This is a genomic window from Microvirga pakistanensis (assembly GCF_004458765.1).
GTDB lineage: Bacteria > Pseudomonadota > Alphaproteobacteria > Rhizobiales > Beijerinckiaceae > Microvirga > Microvirga pakistanensis.
On record NZ_SPJX01000185.1, the window covers coordinates 99,053 to 120,836 of the forward strand.

A 21,784-nucleotide genomic window follows, 5' to 3' on the forward strand; every position below is an offset into this window, starting at 1 on the left:
CCATGCTGAGCGGATTCCAAGGGGTGCCGGGGCTGGAACAAGGCGAGGGCGGCGTTCTCCGGATGGTTCACCTGTCGGCAAGGGCGGGCCGGAACTGTTCGGGCGTGACAAGCGGCCTAGGTTTTGCTCTAGCTCTGACAAAACCGAACCCCACGTCGGACCTGAAGGGATGGCCATGCTCGAGAGTGTCCTCATCGCCAACCGCGGCGAGATTGCCTGCCGGATCATCCGCACCGCGAAACGGCTGGGAATGCGTACCATCGCGGTCTATTCGGAGGCCGACGCGGACGCGCTCTTCGTGCGGATGGCGGACGAGGCCTATCCGATCGGCCCGGCGCCCGCCCGCGAGAGCTATCTCCGGATCGACAGGATCATCGAGGTCGCCAAGCACGCCAAGGCGGCGTCGATCCATCCCGGCTACGGCTTCCTGTCCGAGCGCGCCGAATTCGCCGAGGCCTGCACCGCCAACGGCATCGTGTTCGTCGGGCCGCCCGCCGCCGCCATCAAGGCCATGGGCCTGAAGGATGCCGCGAAGGCGCTCGTGCAGCAGGCGAACGTGCCGGTCGTGCCCGGTTATCACGGCTCCAGGCAGGAACCCGATTTCCTGCGCCAGAAGGCCTACGAGATCGGCTATCCCGTCCTCATCAAGGCTGTCGCGGGCGGCGGCGGCAAGGGCATGCGGCGGGTCGAGAGGGCGGCCGATTTCGATGCGGCCCTGGAGAGTGCCCAGCGCGAGGCCCAGAATGCGTTCGGCGATCCGCGCGTGCTGGTGGAAAAGTACATCCTTGCCCCGCGTCACATCGAGATCCAGGTCTTCGCCGATGCGCACGGCAACGTGGTGCATCTCTTCGAGCGCGACTGCTCGCTTCAGCGCCGCCACCAGAAGGTCATCGAGGAAGCGCCGGCGCCGGGCATGACGCCGGAGATGCGCCAGGCCATGGGCCAGGCGGCCGTCGAAGCAGCGCGCGCCGTCGGCTATGTGGGCGCAGGCACGGTGGAGTTCATCGCAGACGGTCGCGAGGGCCTTCGTCCCGATCGCTTCTATTTCATGGAAATGAACACGCGCCTGCAGGTGGAGCATCCGGTGACGGAGGCGATCACCGGGCTCGATCTCGTGGAGCTGCAGTTCCGCGCGGCCTCCGGCGAGACACTGCCGTTCACTCAAGGCGATCTCGCCATCAATGGACACGCGGTTGAGGCGCGCCTTTACGCGGAGGATCCCGAGAAGGAGTTCCTGCCGTCGACCGGCACGCTTTGGGCTCTCGAATTTCCGGAAGGTGAAGGCATTCGCATCGATACCGGCGTCGAGGCCGGCGCCGAGGTGACGCCCTACTACGATCCGATGATCGCGAAAGTGATCGCCCACGGCACGACGCGCGAAGAAGCTCTGTCGATGCTCGCGGACGCGCTGGGCGAGACGATCGTGGCCGGACCGAAGACGAACACGGCCTTCCTCAAGAAGCTGTGCGAAGCGGATGAGTTCAGGGCAGGGCGGTTCGACACGGGTTTCATCGACCGCAACCTCGAGACGCTCGGCGTCGGTCCTCAGCCGCTCGACGAGATTGCCGCATCGTTCGGTGCCGCAGCGCTGATCTCGCGCGAGATCGACCGGTTGCGGCTCGCCGAAGCCTTGAGGAGCGACGAGCCCTCATCGCCCTGGTCGCAGCCGGACGGCTTTCAGCTTCTCGCGACGCGCAGCGTCGGCATGCGGTTGCGCGTGGACGGCGAGCGTGTGGAAGCGCGTGAGGTGTTCAGTTCCGAACACCGGGGTGTCAGCACGGTTGCGGTGGGGACGAGCGACCCCTGGGCAGAGGAGCAGATCGAACGCGAGATCGATGCGCCTCACGGCGTCTACGTCTTCCGCAACGGTCGTCAGACCCTCGTGCAGCCTTACGACCCCTTCGACGTCGATCTCGAACACATGGACGAAGGCGGGTCGGTGAAAGCGCCGATGCACGGCAAGCTCGTGGCCGTGTTCGTGCAGCCGGGCGACAGGGTCGAGAAGGGGCAGCGGCTCGCCGTCGTCGAGGCGATGAAAATGGAGCACGTGCTGGTCGCGCCCTCCGACGGCGAGGTGGCGGAGATCGCCGCCGAGCCCGGCGCGCAGGTGGCGGAAGGCGCCCGTCTCATTGTGCTGAAGGCGGAAGCGGAATAGAGGTGCGGCGGAACGCCGGATGTGCGGTCCGTCCCGGGCATGGTTCAACGCTGACATGGCTCTTCATCTGATCAAACTCTGCGTGGGCTGCGAGTCCATCACCGATCTCGAGGAATGGATCGAGGAGAACCGTGCGCACCATCAGCGGCTCGGGCGCGACTACGAGCAGACGCACACCACCCGTATGGTGCCCAAGCGCGTCGAGGAGCTTCTGGACGGCGGTTCGCTCTATTGGGTGATCAAGGGGCAGGTCGCCGCGCGCCAGTGCCTTCTGGATGTGCGTCCCTTCACGGACGCGGACGGCATCGGCCGCTGCCGTCTGGTGCTGGAGCCGAAGGTGATCGCCGTTGAGCCGCGCCCCTACAGGCCCTTCCAGGGCTGGCGCTACCTCGCGCTCAAGGACGCTCCGCGGGACATCGACGGCAAAGCGGGCGATCTTGCCAAAATGCCCGAGGACATGCGACGTGAATTGGCTGACCTCGGCCTGCTGTAACATATGTGAATCCCGGAGGGGACCATGAAACGTCTCGCGCTCGTTGCATCGTCTCTCATCGTGCTGGCCGGACCTGCCCTGGCGGAAGATTGCCGCATCCCCGATCCGAAGCCCGGTCAGCCGCTTCAGGTGCCGTCGGCATGCAGGGATGCGGTGCGCTCCAAGCAGCAGAATGTGGAGACGCGCAAAGGCGAACCGGGGACGGTCGATTTGGGGAACGGCACGACGGTCCGGATCGGCGGGCGCGTGCGTGTCGAAACGGGCTGGCGCCGTTAGACTTTTTTGCCGGGGATCATCTTGGAACCCCGCTGCCTCGATTCGCATTGGCCTTGCAGTTCAGTTGAGTGGAGTGGAGGTTCCGATGCTCCTGTCTGCATCCGAAGGCCGGCACTGGCGCTATGAAGTCTGTGAGCACGAGGACGGTTATCTCGTCCAGATGCGGGATCTGACGACGGGGGAGCTGGACGATGATTTCTCCACGATCTTCCGCACCCTTCCGGTGGCGTTCGCCTATGCCGAGATGTCGGCCGCTTATGAACGCTACGCCGCCTGCGAGCTCGAACAGGTCGAGGACGAGCAGATCGAGTTCGATGTGGAGGCCACTGAACGTCATTTCATCGATTTGAGCGACCGACTGCACGATTCCGGGATCAACGGCGTGGTGATCCAGGCCTGGGAGCGGGAAAGCCAAAAGGGCTCGGCGCGTCTGCTCCACTGATCCAGTTCCGCCGCACAGGATTTCGACACAATTGGAAAGCCGGCCCCTTGGACGAGGGGCCGGCTTTCGCGTGAATACGACATTGACGATTTACAAGCGCCTCGTCCCATCCCACATCTTGGTGCGGGAATGGTCACATGATGCTGCTTTATGGAATTGCCGCCGTCGCCCTGGTGTGGTGGCTGCTCAAAGTTTTCGCCCGGTCGGACGCGGCGGCCGTCGCCAAAGCCGTGAAGATCGTCGCAGGAATCACCGCTCTCGGCGCGGCCGTCGCGCTCGGCGCGAAAGGGCAGATTGTCACAGCCCTTCTCGTCGGCGGCCTCGGCGCCTCGATGCTGGGTTGGGGCGGATTGTCGCTTCCCGGGCCGCTCGGCCGGTTCCAGAAGGCGTCCGGACGCTATTCGCGGATCCGGTCGGCCATGATCGAGATGGAAATCGATCACGCGACCGGCGGGGTGGAAGGCAGCGTGCTCGCGGGCGAATTCGCCGGCCGGCGCCTGTCGAGCCTGGGGCCCGATCATCTGCGCCGTCTCTACGATGCGTGCAATGCCCTCGATCACGAAGGCGTGCCTCTCCTAGAGGCTTATCTTGATCGCCGGTTTTCCGGCTGGCGTGAAGACGCTCAGGGAGATCGAGACACGCGGACGCGCACTCATGCGCAGTCGGGCGTAATGACGAAAGATGAAGCCTATCAGATCCTGGGGCTTCAACCTGGAGCGAGCCTCGACGAGATCAGACATGCGCATCGCACGCTGATCAAGAAGCTCCACCCCGACCAGGGAGGGACAGCGTATCTCGCTGCTCGCGTGAATCAGGCGAGAGAGGTCCTGATGAGCCGACATCGCTGATACTCCACACGCGATCCGGTTTCGATGAATTGCGACGGAGCAAACACAACGCACCGTCGCCATGATTAGACTGGACAGAGATTAAAACTTCGTCAGCCGCGGGAGGCGAAGCAGCTCAGGCCGCCCTTTTTCAGCGCCTTGCAGGCCTTCTCCGCATCGCCGGATTCCTTGAAGCCGGAGAAGCGGGCGCGATAGAGGGTGCCGCCGCTCGCGGCAACCTTCTCCGTATAGGCGGAGGCTGCGCCGAGCACCTTGCCGAAGCGGCTGCGGGCGGAGTCCAGAATGTCCTTCGCCCTGCCTTCGTCGTCGGTTGCGCCGAGCTGAATCACCCACCCGCTGACCGTCTTCTTGGCCACGGGGGCATCGGCGCTCAGGGACGCGACCTTCGTCGGCTCCGCCTTAGCCTCCGCCTGGGCGGGAGCCGGTGCCTTGGCTTCGATCTTCGCCTGGAGGGCGGCCTTCTGCGATTCCGAGATCTTCGGAGGCTGCGCCGGAAGCGCGGCATAGGCCTGGGCGTTCAGCGGCAGGGGCTCGGAGCCCTTCTGCCAGCGAATGGACGTGGTGGACGACGGGGTGGTGGTGCCCGCGCCGGCCGCGGAGGCCACCACCGGACGCAGGGTGTTCAGGTCGAGCGGCTTGCGCTCGGGGACGGGGACCGGCGCAGGGACGGGAGCCGGGGCCGCCTGCACCACGGGAGCCTCCGGCATCGCCGACGCGACCTGGGTGGTCTGGGCGCCGCGCTCGACCACGGGAGGGGCGATGCGAGCGCCGGCATAGGCGCGCGGCAGATAGCTCTCGATGAGGCCCGCCATCTTCTTGTCGCGGGAGGAGGCGGAGCGACCGCCGAGCACCACGGCCACGAGGCTGCGGTCCCCCGTATTGACCGATGTCAGGAGGTTGAAGCCGGACAGGCGGGTATAGCCGGTCTTGATGCCGTCAACGCCGTTGTACTTGCCCAGGAGCCGGTTGTGACCGCGGATGGTGCGCTTGCCGAACTGGAACGACCGCGTATCGAAATAGGCGAAATATCTCGGGAAGCGGTCCTGGATCGCGCGGCCCAGGATCGAGAGATCGCGCGCCGTCGTGATGTTCGGCGGAGAATGCGGCAGCCCGTGCGGGTTGTAGAATTCCGAGGAGGTCATGCCGAGCTCCTTGGCCTTGCGCGTCATCATGGTCGCGAAGGCGTCCTCGGAGCCGGCGATGTTTTCGGCCACCACGACCGAGACGTCGTTGGCCGAGAGCGTCACCATGGCCTTGATCGCGTCTTCCACCTCGATGGTCGAGCCGGGGCGCAGGCCCAGCTTCGTGGGCGGCTGGCTCGCCGCATATTCCGACACGGTGAGGGGAGTGCTCAGGCTCATGCGCCCGCGTTCGAGCTGCTCAAAGAGCAGGTAGAGGCTCATCACCTTGGTGATCGAGGCCGGGATGCGAGGCGAATCGACATTCTCTCCCTGCAGAATCTTGCCGGTTTTCGCATCCACGACGATGGACGCGGCAGGAGGATTGTAGCCCCCGCCCGAGGCGACCCTCCGCCGCGCCGCGTCGGCGGGAGCGGAGAAGGCGATGACGGCAGCAGTGACAATACCAATAAACGTCCAAGCAGTTCGGCGTCCTACCCAAACCGAAGTCATGCTGAAAAATCCCTGTTGAATTGGGTTCTTGGCCTCCGCGACCGGTCCTCCAAACGGAGAATGTTGCCGGCGCAACACATCCTCCGACCGTACGAGGGTGCGGTTACGAGGGCGTTAACAGGAATGGTTTCAGAGGCGTTGATTGTGCAATGCACAATAAATATTGACAAATTTGTGCAGTGCACATATAAGGTTCCGTCACCGCTTAACGGCACTTGCTGCCATCACACGCCTAACTGTCGAGGTTAACAATGCTTCAGCCGTTTGCAAACCTGCAAAAGCTTGGCCAGGAAAATATGGAAGCTGCCCTCAAGGCGGCGAGCGCTTTCTCCAGCAATGCCCAGGCGATTGCCCAGGAAACCGCCGATTTCGCCCGCAAGTCCTTCGAGCACGGCTCCGACACCGTCGAGAAGCTGATCGGGGCTCAAAGCCTCGAGAAGGCGATCGAGGTGCAGACCGCCTATGTGAAGGGCGCCTACGAGAGCCTCGTCGGCCAGTCCGGCAAGATGGGCGCGCTCTATACCGCGCTCGCGACGGATACCTTCAAGCCTTTCGAGGGCGTCGTGTCCAAGGCGATCAAGGCCTAAGCCAGGACTTACCGGCTTGTCGATTTTGAAGGGAACGCCCGGTCGCAGGACCGGGCGTTTCGCGTTCGGGGGGCTCAGGGGCGCGGGAAAGCTCGACCTTGGTCGCTTCACGATAGAGTGAGAAGATGTCGCGCTTTCCAACGTTGGTTTGAGCACCCATCTGGTTGATCTAGCGAACCGAATGGAGCGACTATACATTTGACTCAGGCGCTGCGGCCGGGCGGAAAGGCAAGCTGCGGGGCAGGGGCCAATAACAAGGGGTCGGTCGAAATATCATGCTGCGGTTAGCTCAGGACTCTCTGATCCGGACGAGGCGGTTCCAACATTCCGCCGCCGGCGGGTCACAGCCCCCTGGCGGTGACGATGATGGCCGCTCGAATACCGCCATCGTCACAAAACCCAAGCCGCGCACGAAACGGCCGAACCTTTACCGCGTTCTTCTTCTGAACGATGATTACACCCCGATGGAGTTCGTGGTGCACGTGCTGGAGCGTTTCTTCAATAAGAACCGAGAGGATGCGACCCGGATCATGCTTCACGTTCACCAGAACGGCGTCGGGGAGTGTGGAGTTTTTACCTACGAGGTTGCGGAGACCAAGGTGACCCAGGTGATGGATTTCGCCCGCAAGCACCAGCACCCTCTGCAATGCGTGATGGAAAAGAATTAGCCGAGACCCGTCTCATAAAGGACAAGCCGTTGCCGAGCTTTTCTCGCAGTCTGGAACAAGCCCTTCACCGAGCCCTCGCTCTCGCGGGTGAGCGCCGACACGAATATGCAACCCTCGAACACCTTCTCCTTGCACTGATCGACGACCAGGATGCGGCCGCCGTCATGCGGGCCTGCAATGTCGATCTCGAAGTTCTGCGCCGGAACCTGGTCGATTACGTTGACAGCGAGCTCGCCAACCTTGTGGCCGATGGACGCCAGGATTCCAAGCCGACGGCCGGTTTCCAGCGCGTGATCCAGCGGGCGGTGATCCATGTCCAGTCCTCGGGCCGGGACGAGGTGACCGGCGCGAACGTGCTCGTGGCGATCTTCGCCGAGCGCGAGAGCCATGCCGCCTATTTCCTGCAAGAGCAGGACATGACCCGCTACGACGCCGTGAACTACATCAGCCACGGCATCGCCAAGCGCCCCGGTCTCGCCGAAAACCGCTCGCCTCGCGGCGCGGAGGAGGAAGCCTCCAACGAGCGCCCGACCCAGGACGAGTCCGACGCGCGCGGGAAGAAGAAAGGCGATGCCCTCGAATCCTACTGCGTCAACCTGAACAAGAAGGCGAAGGACGGAAAGATCGATCCGCTGATCGGCCGCGAGGCCGAGGTGCAGCGCACGATCCAGGTCCTCTGCCGCCGCCAGAAGAACAACCCGCTCCTCGTCGGCGATCCCGGCGTCGGCAAGACCGCCATCGCGGAGGGCCTCGCCCGCAAGATCGTGCAGGGCGAGGTGCCGGAGGTTCTCAAGGGGGCGACGGTCTTTGCCCTCGACATGGGCACGCTGCTCGCTGGCACCCGCTATCGCGGTGACTTCGAGGAGCGCCTGAAGCAGGTGATGAAGGAGATTGAGTCGCATCCGAACGCGATCATGTTCATCGACGAGATCCACACCGTGATCGGTGCGGGCGCCACGTCGGGCGGCGCGATGGACGCCTCGAACCTGCTCAAGCCCGCTCTCGCTCAGGGCACCCTGCGCTGCATCGGATCCACGACCTACAAGGAGTACCGCCAGTACTTCGAGAAGGACCGGGCCCTCGTCCGCCGCTTCCAGAAGATCGACGTGAACGAGCCGTCGCTGCCGGATGCCATCGAGATCGTGAAGGGCCTCAAGCCCTATTTCGAGGACTTCCACAAGCTCAAGTACACCAACGACGCCATCAAGGCGGCGGTGGAGCTTTCGGCCCGCTACATCAACGACCGCAAGCTGCCGGACAAGGCGATCGACGTGATCGACGAGACCGGCGCCTCCCAGATGCTCCTGCCCGAAGGCCGTCGCAAGAAGACCATCGGCATCAAGGAGATCGAGGCCACCATCGCCACCATGGCCCGCATCCCGCCCAAGACCGTGTCGAAGGACGATGCGGAGGTGCTGGAACACCTTCAGGAGACCCTGAAGCGCGTGGTCTACGGCCAGGACAAGGCCATCGAGGCCCTGTCGTCGGCCATCAAGCTCGCCCGTGCGGGCCTGCGCGATCCGGAGAAGCCCATCGGATCCTACCTGTTCGCCGGCCCGACCGGCGTCGGCAAGACCGAGGTCGCCAAGCAGCTGGCCGCCTCGCTGGGCGTCGAGCTCCTGCGCTTCGACATGTCGGAGTACATGGAGCGCCACACGGTCAGCCGCCTGATCGGCGCGCCTCCCGGCTATGTGGGCTTCGACCAGGGCGGTCTTCTGACCGACGGGGTCGATCAGCATCCGCATTGCGTGCTCCTCCTCGACGAGATCGAGAAGGCACACCCGGATCTGTTCAACATCCTGCTCCAGGTCATGGACCACGGGAAGCTGACGGACCACAACGGCAAGCAGGTCGACTTCCGCAACGTGATCATCATCATGACCACGAATGCGGGCGCCGCCGACATGGCCCGCCCGGCCTACGGCTTCACCCGCACCAAGCGTGAGGGCGAGGATACGGAGGCGATCAACAAGCTGTTCACGCCGGAATTCCGCAACCGTCTCGACGCGGTCATTTCCTTCGGTCACCTGCCGAAGGAGGTGGTGCAGAAGGTGGTCGACAAGTTCGTCATGCAGCTCGACGCGCAGCTCGCGGACCGCAACGTGTCCATCGAGCTGACCGACGAGGCTCGCGACTGGCTGGTCGAGCACGGCTACGACGAAGCCATGGGCGCCCGCCCGATGGGCCGTCTGATCCAGTCCACCATCAAAACCCCCCTGGCGGACGAGGTGCTGTTCGGGCGCCTGAAGAACGGCGGCGCGGTTAAGGTCGTGGTCAAGACGGACGAAATCGGCTTGCAGAGCCTCGGCTTCGAGTATGTCGAGGGCCCGGTCAAGCCGAAACCCGAGAAGGACGTGACGAACGCGGGCAAGAAGAAGCCCCGGGCGAAATCGCCTTCAAGGTCGAAAAAGTCCGTGAAGCCAAAGGGATCAGGTGGTAATGGAGGCGGAGGTATCCGCACCGTTCCCAAGGTTCCGTTGGTTAGAGCATGACGTCTGAACTGCACGAGGCCCCGATCGAGGCCACCCGGATCGTCGAGCCGCAGCCGAAGCTGTCCTGGCGCGAACAGCGCCAGCGCCGTCGGCGCCGGCGGGTCTGGTTCGAGGAGATCCTCGGCTGGATCCTGGTGCCGGCCATTCTCGTCGGCTGCTATTGGCTGCTGAATGTGGGCCTCGCCGCCATGGGCACGTCTCCTGAAGCCCTCATGGAGGGCTTCAGGACCATCACGGACAACCTCTGAGATCGGTAGAATCGGCTGTACGGGGCGCGGACCTGTCGAAGGTTCGCGCTCTTTTTGTTTGGGCCGTCCTTAAGCCAGGGGGGCGTCCACGACGCATGTCACGCCTTTGGGCTCGAATCGGATTTCGGCCCTTCCATCGAGATCGTGAGCAAGGCTGCGCTCGATCAGCCGGCTGCCGAAACCGCGCCGTCTCGGAGCCTCCACCGGCGGGCCGCCGGTTTCCTGCCAGGTGAGGTGCAGGCGTTTTTCCGCACCCTGGCGAACGGCCCAGCCAATCCGGACTTCACCCTCCGCGTTGGAGAGAGCGCCGTACTTCACCGCGTTGGTGGCGAGCTCCTGAAGCGCCATGGCGATGGCGAGCGCCATGCGCGGCGAGAGGCGCACCTCCCAACCGTCGATATGGATGCGCTTCTCGCGTTCGTGGCGGAAGGGCGCCATGGCCTGTCGGACAATCTCCAGCAGGCCGGCGCCCTCCCAGTTCTCCCGGGTGAGCACGTCGTGCGCGCGGGAGAGGGCGAGCAGGCGCGCCTCCATGGCCGATTGGGCCGCCTCCATCGTGTCGGCATTGCGCAACGTCTGCGAGGCGATGGACTGCACGGTGGCAAGCGTATTCTTCACCCGATGGTTCAGCTCGTTGATCAGGAGCTCGCGGTGCTCCTCGGCCCGCTTTCTCTCGGTGATGTCCACGGCGATGCCGGGGAAACGGACCGGCTGTCCCGCGGCGTGATAGCAGCGTCCCTGAGCGAACACCCAGTGAACCTGACCGCTCTTGCCGATCGTGCGGTATTCCAAGGCGAGAGTTCCCGCGGTTTCCAGCGTCTTTCGAATTTGCTGCAGGACCCTGTCGCGATCGTCCGGATGGATGCCTTGCGTAAAATGATCGATGGGGATTCCCGCGGCGGCCGCGGCGGGATCGACGCCGTACAGGACGGCGAAGCGCTCGTCCGCATAGATGAGATCCGACTGCATGTCCCAATCCCAGGTGCCGACGACGCTGGAGGCTTCGAGGGCGAGCTGGAGCCGCTCCTCGCTCTTGCGCAGGGCCGCTTCCGAACGGGCCCGCTCGACCGCTTCCCAGGTTCGTTCCGCCACATCCTCGACGAGCTTGACCTCGCTGTCGCTCCAGAGGCGCGGCGTCCGGTTGTGAACGTAAAGGGCCGCCACCATGCGCCCTCGCTTGACCAGACTGACCGTGATGACCGAGGCGAATTCCAGATGGGTGAACGCGGCGAGGTGATCGGGCGAATCGGTGCGCGGGTCGGCGAATGCGTCATGAACGACCAGGGTTTCGCCGCGCTTGAGGGCATCATGAATGTCCGGGCCGAAGGCCGTCAGGTCGTGGATGCCGGTCTGGTGAGCGACCGTGCCGTCGGTCCAGTTGCGCTCCGTCGTGAAATAACGGCCGCTCTCCTCGACTTCGCCGTAGCCGACACGGCTGGTCTTGAGGTGCTCCCCCAGCATTTCCTGCGCGGCGGCGATCACGTTCCTCGGCTCGGTGAGGCTGCGCAGCCGGTCGCTCAAGCGGACCAGGAATGCGAGCCTCTGCTCGCCCTGCACCTTGGCGGTCGTTTCCTGAACGATGCAGAGGACGCCCGCGACAGCACCCGACTCGTCGTGGATCGGGCTGTAGGAGAAAGTCCACCAGGTCTGCTCGGGGTAACCGTTGCGCTCGAAGGTGATGGGCAGATCCTCGAAGTAGCTGGCCTGGCCGCGCAGAGCCCTTTCGGCGATCGGCCCCATCACATCCCAGGCTTCCGCCCAGACGTCGCGGAAGGATCGACCCAGCGCCTCACGCTTCGATCCCAGCATCGGAGCATAGGCGTCGTTGTAAAAGCTCGTGAGCTCCTGGCCCCAGGCCATGAAGGTGGGGAACCGGGAATGGAGCATCATGCCCACCGCCGTGCGTAGGGAAACCGGCCATGTCTCGATCGGACCGACCGGGCTCGCGGACCAGTCGTGATGACGAATGCGTTCGCCCATGGAACCGCTGGCGGCCAGGAAATCGGGCAGGCTTTCGAAACGCTGGGTCATCCCGCGGTCTCGCGCGAGAGGCTGAAGGGAGAGATGCTCATGAATGTCGGGAAACTCGACAAGGGGGGCGCAGGTCCATAGCCCACATATGAACCGCTGTCGCGCGTTTTCCAGTGCAGAATGAGCGTTCAAAGGACGCGGACCGGCCCATGATGCCACCCGGATCGGCGCCTTGACTTATGCTTTCGCCGAACCTTAGCTCAACGATGTCGTATTCGAGGCACAGATGACGAAGCTGATTGGTTTATCGGGAAGCTTGCGCCAGGCTTCTTACAACTCCGCATTGCTGCGCAACGCCGCGGGCCTGATGCCGGACGGTGTGGAACTCGTCGTCGAGACCATCCGCGGCATCCCCCTCTATGATGGGGACGTCGAGGCGAACGAAGGGATTCCGGAGCGCGTCAGCGCCCTGAAGGATGCCATCGCGGCCGCGGACGGATTGGTGCTCGTGACGCCGGAGTACAACAACTCGATTCCCGGCGTGTTCAAGAACGCCATCGACTGGCTCACCCGTCCGCCGGACGACATCAAGCGGGTGTTCGGCGGCAAGCCGGTCGCCCTGATGGGAGCCTCGCCGGGAGGCTTCGGCACCGTTCTGTCCCAGAATGCGTGGCTCCCGGTGCTGCGCACCGTGGGAGCCGAACTCTGGTCGGGCGGGCGCATGGCGGTGCCGCGCGCGCGGGCGGTCTTCAACCAGGACGGCACGATCGCGGACCAGAAGATCGAGGAACAGCTCCGAGGCTATCTCGAAGGCTTCGTGGCTTTCGTGCGCGCGCGGCGAGGGTGAGCGCAGGCGGCCGGATCTCACTCAGGATTCTTCCCTGTGCTTGAACGGCGTCGCCTCAGCCAGTTCATCGACCGCCTCGGACATGTAGCGGCGCTCCTGATCGAGATAGGCCTGCACCGCTCGCCGCAGCGAGGGATCGGCGATGTCGTGGGCCGATGAGGTGATCACGGGCCTGTAGCCGCGCGCCAGCTTGTGCTCGCCCTGCGCTCCCGCTTCCACGCGCTCGAGCCCGCGCGCGATGGCGAAAGCGATGGCCTGGTAATAGCAGACCTCGAAATGCAGGAAGGGATGATCCTCGATGCAGCCCCAGTTGCGCCCGTACAATCGCTTGTCGCCGATGAGATTGATGGCTCCAGCGATGTACCGGCCCGCGCGCTTGGCCATGACCAGCAGGATCCTGTCGGCCATGCGCTCCCCGATCAGCGAGAAGAAGGGGCGGTTGAGATAGGGCCGCCCCCATTTGCGCGATCCGGTATCCATGTAGAAGGCGAAGAACGCATCCCAATGCGCCTCCGTGATCTCGGAGCCGGTCAGCCATTCGATGGAAATGCCGTTCCCCAGGGCATCCCGTCGCTCGCGCTTGATGACCTTGCGCTTGCGGGAGGCGAGCGCCGCCAGAAAATCGTCGAAGGTGCCATAACCCTCGTTGAACCAGTGGAACTGCTGATCGTCCCGGCGCAGGAAGGCCTGCCCTGTCAGGGCCGTGAGATCGGTCTGCTGGAGGAAGGTCGCGTGGATCGAAGAGGCGCCGATCTGGTCCCGCAAGGCGCGCAGGCCCGCGATCAGGTGCGCCCGCACGTTGTCCGCCTGCGGGCCTGCCGGCACGAGAAGGCGAGGGCCGGTCACCGGCGTGAAGGGCACGGCGACCTGGAGCTTGGGATAGTAGCGGCCTCCGGCGCGCTCGTAGGCGTCCGCCCAGGAATGGTCGAACACGTATTCGCCCATGGAATGGGACTTCACGTAACACGGGGCCGCGCCGGCCAGCTTGCCGCCCTCGTCCTCGGCCAGGATGTGCACCGGCGCCCAACCGGCCTTGCGGCCGACGCAACCGGAATCCTCGAGAGCCGACAGGAAGGCGTGAGAAACGAAGGGATTGAACGGGTCGTCCTCGTCGGAACCAGCCTGAAGCGCGCAGGCGTCCCACGCGGCCGCATCAACCGCCTTCAGCCCTTGAGCGATTTTGATTTGGAAGACCACTGAATGGAAGGATCCCGCCGCACGATGCGGTAGAGCTAATCACTCGGCGGGATCCTTGCAATATCGCGTCCTGCGACAGTCTCGGCTCGCGGATGTTCCTAAGGCAGGAACCCCTCGAACACCATCTGGTCGGCATGTTTCTCGGCTCGGGCGCGGTCTTCCGGGTTGCGCACGGTCCAGGTCATGACGGGAAGCTGGCCCAGAAGCCTGCTCAGATAGGTCGAGGCGCAGGGCAGGTCCTTCACGCGCCAGGACAGGAACTGCGGCTGCGACTCGGAAAAATGCAGCAGGTTGGCCATCCGGTGCTTCTGCTCGGGAGTGAGAAAGCTGTCGGACGGAGATGCATATTCCAGCTCGCCGATGAAGCCGCGCGTGATGGCCGGCGCATGCTGGCGCAGATGGGCGACGATGTCCGGGTCGAAGGACTTCACCACGAAGGGGCCGCTGTAATCGGCCAGCACCTCGATGACGCGCTTCGTCAGGCGCATGTCGCCGTTGAACTTGCTCTTGATCTCGATGACCAGCGGCGTCCGGCCGGCGATCCTGGCCAGGTAGTCCTTGAGGGAGGGGATCTTGTCTCCGCCCATGGCTCCGGTGATGCCGATGCCGGTGAGGGCGGACAGGTTGCGCTCGATCACGGGGCCTGTTTCCCCGGTGACCCGGTCGAGGTCGAAGTCGTGGAAGACGATGGCCTCGTTGTCGGCGGTCAGCTGCACGTCGAGCTCGATGGGGAACCCGCGCGCGATGGCGGCTTCCGCGGCCGAGATCGTGTTCTCGATGATGCCGTTCGCCTTGTCATGGAGGCCGCGATGGGCGATGGGCTTCGCGACAAGCCAGCTGGGGGTGCTCATCTGACTTCGAACATCCCTTCGACTTCGACGCAGGCGTCGAGCGGCAGCTCGGCGACGCCGATGGTGGAGCGGGCGTGACGCCCCGCATCGCCGAGCACCTCGACCATGAGGTCGGACGCCCCGTTCATCACGGGCGCGAGGGCGGCGAAGGTCGGAACGGCGTTGATGAAGCCGCCGAGGCGGACGCAGCGCGCCACGTTGTCGAGATCGCCGACGGCGGCCTTGAGCTGGGCGAGCAGATTGATGGCGCATAGGCGCGCGGCCTGCTGGCCGATCTCGGGAGACACCTCCGCGCCGAGCTTGCCCTTGTGCTCGTCGGCGATCTTGCCGTCCTGGCCGAGGCAAAGCTGTCCGGAGATGATCACCAGGTTGCCCGTGCGCACGAACGGAACGTAGTTCGCCACCGGGGCGGCTGGGTTCGGCAGAGTGATGCCGAGTTCTTGGAGTTTCTTGTCGACTGCGCTCATGGAGCCCTCTGCTTGCAACAATGTGAGGGATTAGTGGCGGATGATGCTTTAGGACGCAAGCCGGAACGTTGCCCTGTCCTCAACGTGTCCCTATCTTCGCGGGAGCGGATCGTGCGGAGACGTGGGCCCGGCGCTCGCTGACGGGCTCTTCTGGGCGCACCCGAGGATGCTCCGCTCGAAGGGCGGGCAGCGGAAGGGTTCGCGAAGCGGAAACCATTCCCACGTCCGATGCACCGGGCGAATTCTGGGCGAATTCTGGAGAAGACATGCGTTCCCTCATCCTGGCCACCGGCCTTTTCCTTTCGTACGCCGTGCTTACCCCCGCCTGGGCGCAGGACGCGAAAGCCCCTGTCCGTCTCGTGCCGCACCGGGCGGTGTATGACCTCTCGCTCCTGCGCTCCGAGGGGTCCAAGGGGGTCGAGTCGGCGACGGGCCGCATCGCCATGGAGTTCGGCGGCGACGCCTGCGACGGCTATACCCTGAAATACCGCCAGGTCACGGTGCTCGACAGCAGCGAGGCGGGCCGGCGCACTCTGGACGTCCAGACGGCGACCTACGAAACGGGCGATGGCCTGTCCATGCGCTTCAAGAGCACCTCCACGACGCAGGGCCTCGTCCGCGACGGCATCGACGGCGAGGCGCAGCTGCGGCCCGACGGTTCCCTCGACGTGCGCTTCAAGCAGCCCCGCGACGATACCTTCGCGGCCACGGGCCAGCCGGTCTTTCCGACGGAGCACATGAAGCGCCTGATCGGCATGGCCCGCAAGGGAGAGCACACCTATTCCGCGCGGGTCTACGACGGCTCGGACGACGGCAAGAAGGTCTACGAGACCTTGAGCCTCATCGGCAACCGCATCGAGCCGGGAACTGGCGGGCAGATGGAGGAGCCGGCGCGGCAGGAGGCGCTGGCGCAGACCCCGCGCTGGCCGGTGACCATCAGCTATTTCGAGGAAGGCAACGCCGACAGGGCGCCGGCCTACACGATTTCGTTCGAGCTCTACGAGAACGGGATCGCCCGGGCACTGAAGATCAATTACGGCGAGTTCGCCCTCAAGGGCGATCTCAAGAGCCTGGAGGTCCCGTCCGTCGCGAGCGCCTGTCAGCGCTGAGGCTTGTTGCGCAGGGCGATGCCTTTCTGCAGGGCGGCGGCGCCGAACTTGTCGCGGATCCTGTCGATGGCGGATTCCATCTGCACCTGCTTCGCCACGCTCTGATCGGCGAGATCGCCGCGATCCGCCTCGGCGGCGTCGCAGAGATCCGCCGCCCCGATGCCGATGAGGCGATAGGCCGTGCCGTCGCAGGCCGCTTTCAGGAGCTGCCGTGCGGGCTCGAAGAGCCGCGCCGCGAGCTGCGTCGGGGCGAGGCCCGAGCGGGTGCGGGTGAGGAGCCGGAACTCCCGGTCCTTCAATTTCAGGGTGACGCTGCGCCCGGCGAGCCCTGCCGCCTTCAGGCGTCGCGACACCTTCTCGGACAGGCGCCAGAGGATCGGCTCCAGGTCGTCGAAGGATCTGAGGTCGGTCTCGAAGGTCGTTTCCGCCGAAATGCTCTTGGTCTCCCGTTCGGGAGTCACGCGCCGCGTGTCCTCGCCCCAGGCGAGGCGGGAGAGGCGCTGCGCATCGCGCCCGAGCGCCTCGAACAGGGTTTTCAGGGGAACCTCGCGCAGGTGCACGATCTGCGTGACGCCCACTTTCGCCAGCCGCGCCTGACCGGCGGCCCCGATGCCGGGAATGATGCCGACCGGCTTGTCGGCGAGAAAATCCGGGGCCTCCTTACGCCCGATGATCGAGAAGCCGCGCGGTTTCTGGAAGTCGGATGCGATCTTGGCGAGGAACTTGTTGTAGGACAGCCCCACCGAGATCGTGATCCCGATCTCCTTCTCCACCTTGTGGGCGAAGCGGGCCAGCGTCTGGGCCGGGCTGCCGTGGTGGAGGCGCTCCGTTCCCGTCAGATCGAGAAAGGCCTCGTCGATGGAAACCGGCTCGACCAGGGGGGTCAGCTCGAGCATCAGTTCACGCACCTCGTGCCCGGCCTTGCGGTACTTCTCGCCATTGGGCGGGATCACCACCGCATGCGGACAGAGTTTCAAGGCCTGGAACATGGGCATGGCGGAGCGCACCCCGTAGGTGCGCGCGACATAGCAGGCGGTGGAGACCACGCCCCGTTTGCCGCCGCCGATGATCACCGGCTTGTCGGCTAGGGCGGGATCGTCCCGCTTTTCCACGGCGGCGAAGAAGGCGTCGCAATCCACATGCGCGATGGCGAGCAGGTCGCGTTCCTCGTGGCGCAGCAGGCGGGGCGACCCGCAGGCATCGCACCGCCCCGCCATGGGCGAGGCGGCGAAGTTGAGGCAATCGCGGCAGAACGGGGCGTTGCTCATAGGTTGCTCATGGCGGCTGGCACTTGGCGGATCGTGAGCCGCAGGGGCAGGGACGGTTACTCGAACTCCGAGGGAGAGAGGGCCCAATGGGCCGCCATGATGTGCTCCGGCTTGGTGTCCAGCTCCTTCGCCAGGGCCATCAGCAGCGGCTCGTCGGACGCAACGTAGTCCAGAATTCCCGCGAAAAAGCCGGGTTCTGAGGCCGCGGAACGGATGGTGTCGGGTCTCAGCCCCGAAACCGCCAGAAAGCGGCCCATACGTTCCTCGTCGCTCGTGATGAACGCAAAGGCGCTCACTGCGACATTTTCGGCCTCGTCTCTATTCATCCTTTTTAAGGGAGTGTTCATGCTGTCGGTTTGCACTTCATCAATAGGTTGTGCCCTAACTATACCATTGTCAGAAGAGATAGGCGGGTGAAATGCTGCGTCAGGCCCAGGGACGGTGCCAATGAAGAAGACCGTGCTCATCGTTGAGGATAACGAACTCAACATGAAGCTCTTCAACGATCTCCTCGAGGCCCATGGTTATGCCACGCTGAAGACCAGCCACGGCATCGAGGCCATGGAGCTGGCGCGCGCCCATAAGCCGGACCTGATTCTCATGGATATCCAGCTGCCGGAGGTCTCCGGCCTGGAGGTGACGCGCTGGCTCAAGGCGGACGAAGAGCTGAAAACCATTCCGGTGATCGCGATCACGGCGTTCGCCATGAAGGGCGACGAGGAGCGGATCCGGGAAGGGGGCTGCGAAGCCTACATGTCCAAGCCGATCTCGGTGGCCAAGTTCATCGCGACTGTGAAAACATACCTCGAGGCCGACGGAGCTTCGGCCTAACTGTCAAGCCGGGCCGGGCGCGCCTTGCAACAAAAACGGCTTTCCCGTGAATTTTTCTGGGAAAATGCAGCTTTTCAGGCACATAGGCGCTTGCATCGGACGATGTTTCCAATATGTTCAAGCCAACATTCCGCCGAGGCGGAAGAAATGCCCTACGGATGCTCAGGTCCGCCGCATCTCCTGGGACTTCGTGGGCTCGGCCAGGCTGGAGGCGGATCGTTGCCTCCTCAACACCGCTTCCAGCCGGCCACCTCTTCAAGCTCCAGCCTTCTCGAAAGACCGAGCAGCGCCGCAAGGCGCTTTTTTATTGCCGGCGGGAGCTGCTCCACCCTGTCCCGGCTCTCAGCAGGCTCCCCTTCCTCAAATGGCGCATCGTCTGCTGCGGACCCGAAGGGCCGCGTCGGCGAAAACCGGGTCCACTTTTCCGCACGATGCGCTAGCTTTCCTCCTGCATGATCCGCAGTCCGGCCAGGCTGGAATGCGAATCGGGAACGTTCACAGGTCTTTAGCTTGCACGTGAAGCTTGCCCGAGACTATTGGGACGAATAGCCGATGCTGCTGGGTAAGACTCGGGTGAGCATCGCTCGGGCGCACCGGCCGTAAGACCGAACCGGTTTTCGGATCCGGCCATGCGCGGCGCAACAAGGAAGCATCGGTTGGGCCTTGAGCGGCGTTCGCTTTCGAGGCCGATGCTCCAGAAGAGGGGATCGACATGGACCAGCGCACGCCTTCACTCCCGCCGACATCGGCCCTGACACGGTTTTCCGTCGCGCCCTTGTCCACCATGACCCGGCGGCTGGCCGACGTCGCCTCCGGTCGGGCTCCTGCGGATCTGGTCATCACCGGCGCGCGGGTTCTCTCGACCTACAGCGAGCGCATCGCGCAGGAACGGGAGGTGTGGATCGCGGGCGGCCGCATCGCAGCGGTGAAGCCGGCCGGCGCCCACAGAAGTGTGAACGGCACGCCGGGGCGCGTCTACGACGCGCGGGGAGGCATCATTGCCCCGGGTCTCGTCGATCCGCACATCCATATCGAGAGCAGCATGGTGACGGCCTGCGCCTATGCGGAGGCGGCGCTGCTCAACGGCACCACCACGATCTTCTGCGACAGCCACGAGATCGGCAACGTGATGGATTCCGCCGGGATCGAGATGATGCTGGAGGATGCGCGGCACGCGCCGCTCTCCATCTTCCTCACCGTGCCGAGCACGGTTCCTGCCACGTCGCCGGATCTCGAGACCGCGGGCGGCGACCTGACGCCCGAAAAGATCGCCGCCCTCTTCGACCGCTGGCCCGAAGCCGCGGCGCTCGGGGAGAAGATGGATTTCGTGCCCGTCACCATGGGTGACGAACGAAGCCATGCGATCCTGGCCGCCGCGCTCGAACGCGGCAAGCCCGTCTCCGGCCACATCTACGGACGCGAGTTCGTGGCGGCTTATGCGGCGAGCGGCGTCACCGACACGCACGAGGCTATCGACCGCGACATCGCCGACGACCTGCTCGACGCGGGCATCTGGATCTTCCTGCGCGGCGGGCCTCCGACGACGCCGTGGCACTCTCTACCGGAAGCCATCAAGACCATCACGGAGCTCGGGGCCTCGCACAAGCGCATCTGCGTCTGCACGGACGACCGCGACGCGGACGATCTCATGATGTTCGGCATGGATTGGGTGACGCGGGAGGCGCGTCGCTCAGGGCTCGGCCGCGAGCAGGCCTGGAGCATGGGCTCGCTCCATCCCGCCACGCGTTTCGGCATGGAAGGGGAGATCGGCGGTCTCGGCGGCGGACGCCGCGCCGATATGGTGCTGCTCGATGACGAGCTGCAGGTTCAGAACACCTGGTACGGTGGCGAGCTCGTCGTCGAGAACCGGAGGATCACGCCCATTCTCGATCAGGCGCTCTCCAACCGCTACCGCTATCCGGAGGCCGCCTACCGCACGGTGCATGTTCCGAGCGTTCCGAAACTCGTTCCGGAGCTTCCGACGCAAGCCTGCACCGCGAACGTGATCCGCGTGGCGCTGCCGGGCATCGTGCTCTTCCACGACAAGGTGAGACTGGAGCGGGAGGAGAGCTGGGACGCTCTGCTCGCCAAGAACGATCTCACCTTCGTCACCGTCATAGAGCGCCATGGGCGCACCGGCGGCAAGGGCGTAGCGCACGGGTTTCTCAAGGATTTCGGCCTGAAGAGCGGCGCCGTCGCGAGCAGCGTGGGGCATGATTCCCACAACATCATCGTCGCCGGAACCAACGAGGCCGACATGCGCGTGGCTCTCGATGCGCTCATCGGGGCGCAGGGCGGCGTCTGCATCGTGGATCGGGGCGAGATCGTCGCCATGGTGCCGCTGCCGATCGCGGGTCTTCTGTCCGACAAGCGCGTGACGGAGGTCGCCGATGAAACACGCGCGCTGAAGGAGGCATGGGGCAGGGCGGGCTGCAGGATTCCCTATATGGGCTTCAACCTGATCCCGCTCTCGGTGATCCCGGAGATCCGGATCACCGATAAGGGCCTCGTGCTCGTGCCCGAGATGGAGCTCGTGTCGCTCTACGAAGAATGAGAGCGCTATCGAGGCGCTGGAGCCTCGAAGCGTTCCATAGCTTCTCGCATGGCGGCCGCGAACGCCGGGTGATCGTAAAGATCGTTGTGCCCGGTTTCCGCAATGGTTCGGTCGAGAACGAGATTGGGGATCGCGGTTCTCAGGGGCTCGCTGCGCCGGGCCGGAACAATCGTATCCCGTCCTGCTGCGATCAGGGCGCTGGGTGTCGGCCGATCGCGGACAAGGTCGATGGTGGGCATATGATGGCGCAGGAGCAAACTTGTCGGAGCCCATGCGAAGTGCTCCCGGGCCAGAGCTTTCAATGAATCAAAAGGCGTGACCAGGATCAATCCGGCGAGGGAACGATGATGGGCGAGGTAAGCCGCCACGCCACTGCCGATGCTGAACCCGACCGCGACCACCATGCGGGGCCGGACCTGCTGCTCGTGATCGAAGATGGTCAGAGAGTCGGCGAGCAAGGTCTGGGCGCTCGGCTCGCCGGTGCTCGGCGGGTAGCCGCGATAGTGGAAGGCAATCACTTCGTGATCGGGAAAAAGGCTATGGACATAAAGCGCCATGGCGTCCGCGTTCCACGCATTGCCGCCGAAACCTAAGAGGAGAGGCTTGGCATCGGATGTACGGCCGAGCCGCACGCCAACCAATCTTTCGCCGTCGGGCGTGGTCACTTCTAGCCGCTCTGCAGAGCGGGGCAGGGCAGGGCTGCTGGCTGCCGCTAATTGGGCTGGAAACAGCATTTTCGTCTGCGACAGCGCCGCAACTGATACCAAGCCGGCATAAAGAAGCGCGACGCCAAGGATAAGGTAAAGCAACCACATTCGGTGTGACCTAGGATGACCAGGAACGCTCATA

Annotated in this window: 21 protein-coding genes; 13 read left to right on the plus strand and 8 right to left on the minus strand. The window is 64.5% G+C overall.

Annotated elements, in window-relative coordinates; genetic code table 11:
- The first annotated feature begins 175 nt into the window (after positions 1-175).
- The 5 genes from E4K09_RS10470 to E4K09_RS10490 all read left to right on the plus strand — a co-directional run bounded on the left by E4K09_RS10470 (position 176) and on the right by E4K09_RS10490 (position 4,214).
- Positions 176-2,155, plus strand: a complete 1,980-nt coding sequence (locus tag E4K09_RS10470; RefSeq protein WP_134496691.1) for an acetyl/propionyl/methylcrotonyl-CoA carboxylase subunit alpha — start codon at positions 176-178, stop codon at positions 2,153-2,155.
- A gap of 55 nt (positions 2,156-2,210) precedes the next feature.
- The gene (locus E4K09_RS10475) at positions 2,211-2,648 is read left to right on the plus strand and encodes a DUF1489 family protein (protein WP_134496692.1); all 438 of its coding nucleotides are present in this window, start codon (positions 2,211-2,213) and stop codon (positions 2,646-2,648) included.
- 24 nt (positions 2,649-2,672) lie between these two features.
- Complete coding sequence (locus E4K09_RS10480; protein WP_134496693.1) at positions 2,673-2,924, plus strand: hypothetical protein; 252 nt, start codon at positions 2,673-2,675, stop codon at positions 2,922-2,924.
- 85 nt (positions 2,925-3,009) lie between these two features.
- Entirely contained in the window at positions 3,010-3,366 is a 357-nt protein-coding gene (locus E4K09_RS10485; protein WP_134496694.1) for a hypothetical protein, read from the plus strand.
- 137 nt (positions 3,367-3,503) lie between these two features.
- Complete coding sequence (locus E4K09_RS10490; protein WP_134496695.1) at positions 3,504-4,214, plus strand: J domain-containing protein; 711 nt, start codon at positions 3,504-3,506, stop codon at positions 4,212-4,214.
- 92 nt (positions 4,215-4,306) lie between these two features.
- Here E4K09_RS10490 and E4K09_RS10495 read toward each other — a convergent pair whose 3' ends face one another.
- Entirely contained in the window at positions 4,307-5,845 is a 1,539-nt protein-coding gene (locus E4K09_RS10495; RefSeq protein ID WP_134496696.1) for an SPOR domain-containing protein, read from the minus strand.
- Positions 5,846-6,096: 251 nt separating this feature from the next.
- On the opposite strand from E4K09_RS10495, the gene E4K09_RS10500 reads away from it, so the two are divergent.
- From E4K09_RS10500 to E4K09_RS10515, 4 genes are all read left to right on the plus strand, one after another.
- A complete protein-coding gene (locus E4K09_RS10500) occupies positions 6,097-6,432 on the plus strand; it encodes a phasin family protein (protein WP_134496697.1) in 336 nt (111 codons plus the stop codon).
- Between the two features lie 275 nt (positions 6,433-6,707).
- Complete coding sequence (gene clpS, locus E4K09_RS10505; RefSeq protein WP_134496698.1) at positions 6,708-7,100, plus strand: ATP-dependent Clp protease adapter ClpS; 393 nt, start codon at positions 6,708-6,710, stop codon at positions 7,098-7,100.
- A gap of 29 nt (positions 7,101-7,129) precedes the next feature.
- Positions 7,130-9,592, plus strand: coding sequence for an ATP-dependent Clp protease ATP-binding subunit ClpA (clpA, locus tag E4K09_RS10510; protein WP_134496699.1), 2,463 nt, complete (start codon positions 7,130-7,132; stop codon positions 9,590-9,592).
- Positions 9,589-9,840 carry a hypothetical protein gene (locus tag E4K09_RS10515; RefSeq protein WP_134496700.1) on the plus strand — a complete coding sequence of 84 codons (252 nt, stop codon included), beginning with the start codon at positions 9,589-9,591 and terminating at the stop codon, positions 9,838-9,840. Before clpA ends, E4K09_RS10515 begins: the two co-directional genes overlap by 4 nt.
- A gap of 69 nt (positions 9,841-9,909) precedes the next feature.
- Here E4K09_RS10515 and E4K09_RS10520 read toward each other — a convergent pair whose 3' ends face one another.
- Entirely contained in the window at positions 9,910-11,871 is a 1,962-nt protein-coding gene (locus E4K09_RS10520) for an HWE histidine kinase domain-containing protein (protein WP_134496701.1), read from the minus strand.
- Between the two features lie 226 nt (positions 11,872-12,097).
- On the opposite strand from E4K09_RS10520, the gene E4K09_RS10525 reads away from it, so the two are divergent.
- On the plus strand, positions 12,098-12,658 hold the full coding sequence (locus E4K09_RS10525; RefSeq protein WP_134496702.1) for an NADPH-dependent FMN reductase: 561 nt from the start codon (positions 12,098-12,100) through the stop codon (positions 12,656-12,658).
- A 21-nt stretch (positions 12,659-12,679) separates the two neighbouring features.
- Here the strand turns inward: E4K09_RS10525 and E4K09_RS10530 are convergent, their stop codons facing one another.
- From E4K09_RS10530 to E4K09_RS10540, 3 genes are all read right to left on the minus strand, one after another.
- Positions 12,680-13,855, minus strand: a complete 1,176-nt coding sequence (locus E4K09_RS10530) for a GNAT family N-acetyltransferase (RefSeq protein WP_134496703.1) — start codon at positions 13,853-13,855, stop codon at positions 12,680-12,682.
- 98 nt (positions 13,856-13,953) lie between these two features.
- Positions 13,954-14,706: a glycerophosphodiester phosphodiesterase family protein gene (locus E4K09_RS10535; RefSeq protein ID WP_134496704.1), complete on the minus strand. Its 753-nt coding sequence runs from the start codon at positions 14,704-14,706 to the stop codon at positions 13,954-13,956.
- Positions 14,703-15,173 carry a RidA family protein gene (locus tag E4K09_RS10540; protein WP_134496705.1) on the minus strand — a complete coding sequence of 157 codons (471 nt, stop codon included), beginning with the start codon at positions 15,171-15,173 and terminating at the stop codon, positions 14,703-14,705. The genes E4K09_RS10535 and E4K09_RS10540 overlap by 4 nt, the downstream gene beginning before the upstream one ends.
- Before the next feature lie 266 nt (positions 15,174-15,439).
- Between E4K09_RS10540 and E4K09_RS10545 the strand changes: the two genes are divergently transcribed.
- The gene (locus E4K09_RS10545) at positions 15,440-16,282 is read left to right on the plus strand and encodes a cell envelope integrity EipB family protein (protein WP_134496706.1); all 843 of its coding nucleotides are present in this window, start codon (positions 15,440-15,442) and stop codon (positions 16,280-16,282) included.
- Here the strand turns inward: E4K09_RS10545 and E4K09_RS10550 are convergent.
- Positions 16,273-17,550, minus strand: a complete 1,278-nt coding sequence (locus tag E4K09_RS10550) for a DNA polymerase IV (protein WP_134496707.1) — start codon at positions 17,548-17,550, stop codon at positions 16,273-16,275. The two genes, E4K09_RS10545 and E4K09_RS10550, sit on opposite strands and share 10 nt — an antisense overlap.
- Before the next feature lie 56 nt (positions 17,551-17,606).
- On the minus strand, positions 17,607-18,041 hold the full coding sequence (locus E4K09_RS30840; protein ID WP_342211347.1) for a DUF3572 domain-containing protein: 435 nt from the start codon (positions 18,039-18,041) through the stop codon (positions 17,607-17,609).
- Here E4K09_RS30840 and E4K09_RS10560 point away from each other — a divergent pair.
- Both E4K09_RS10560 and E4K09_RS10565 read left to right on the plus strand, forming a co-directional pair.
- Complete coding sequence (locus E4K09_RS10560) at positions 17,998-18,381, plus strand: response regulator (RefSeq protein WP_134496709.1); 384 nt, start codon at positions 17,998-18,000, stop codon at positions 18,379-18,381. The genes E4K09_RS30840 and E4K09_RS10560 overlap by 44 nt on opposite strands.
- A gap of 712 nt (positions 18,382-19,093) precedes the next feature.
- A complete protein-coding gene (locus tag E4K09_RS10565; RefSeq protein ID WP_134496710.1) occupies positions 19,094-20,935 on the plus strand; it encodes an adenine deaminase in 1,842 nt (613 codons plus the stop codon).
- A 5-nt stretch (positions 20,936-20,940) separates the two neighbouring features.
- On the opposite strand, the gene E4K09_RS10570 is transcribed toward E4K09_RS10565, so the two are convergent.
- Positions 20,941-21,783, minus strand: coding sequence for an alpha/beta hydrolase (locus tag E4K09_RS10570; RefSeq protein ID WP_134496711.1), 843 nt, complete (start codon positions 21,781-21,783; stop codon positions 20,941-20,943).
- Position 21,784: the final 1 nt, after the last annotated feature.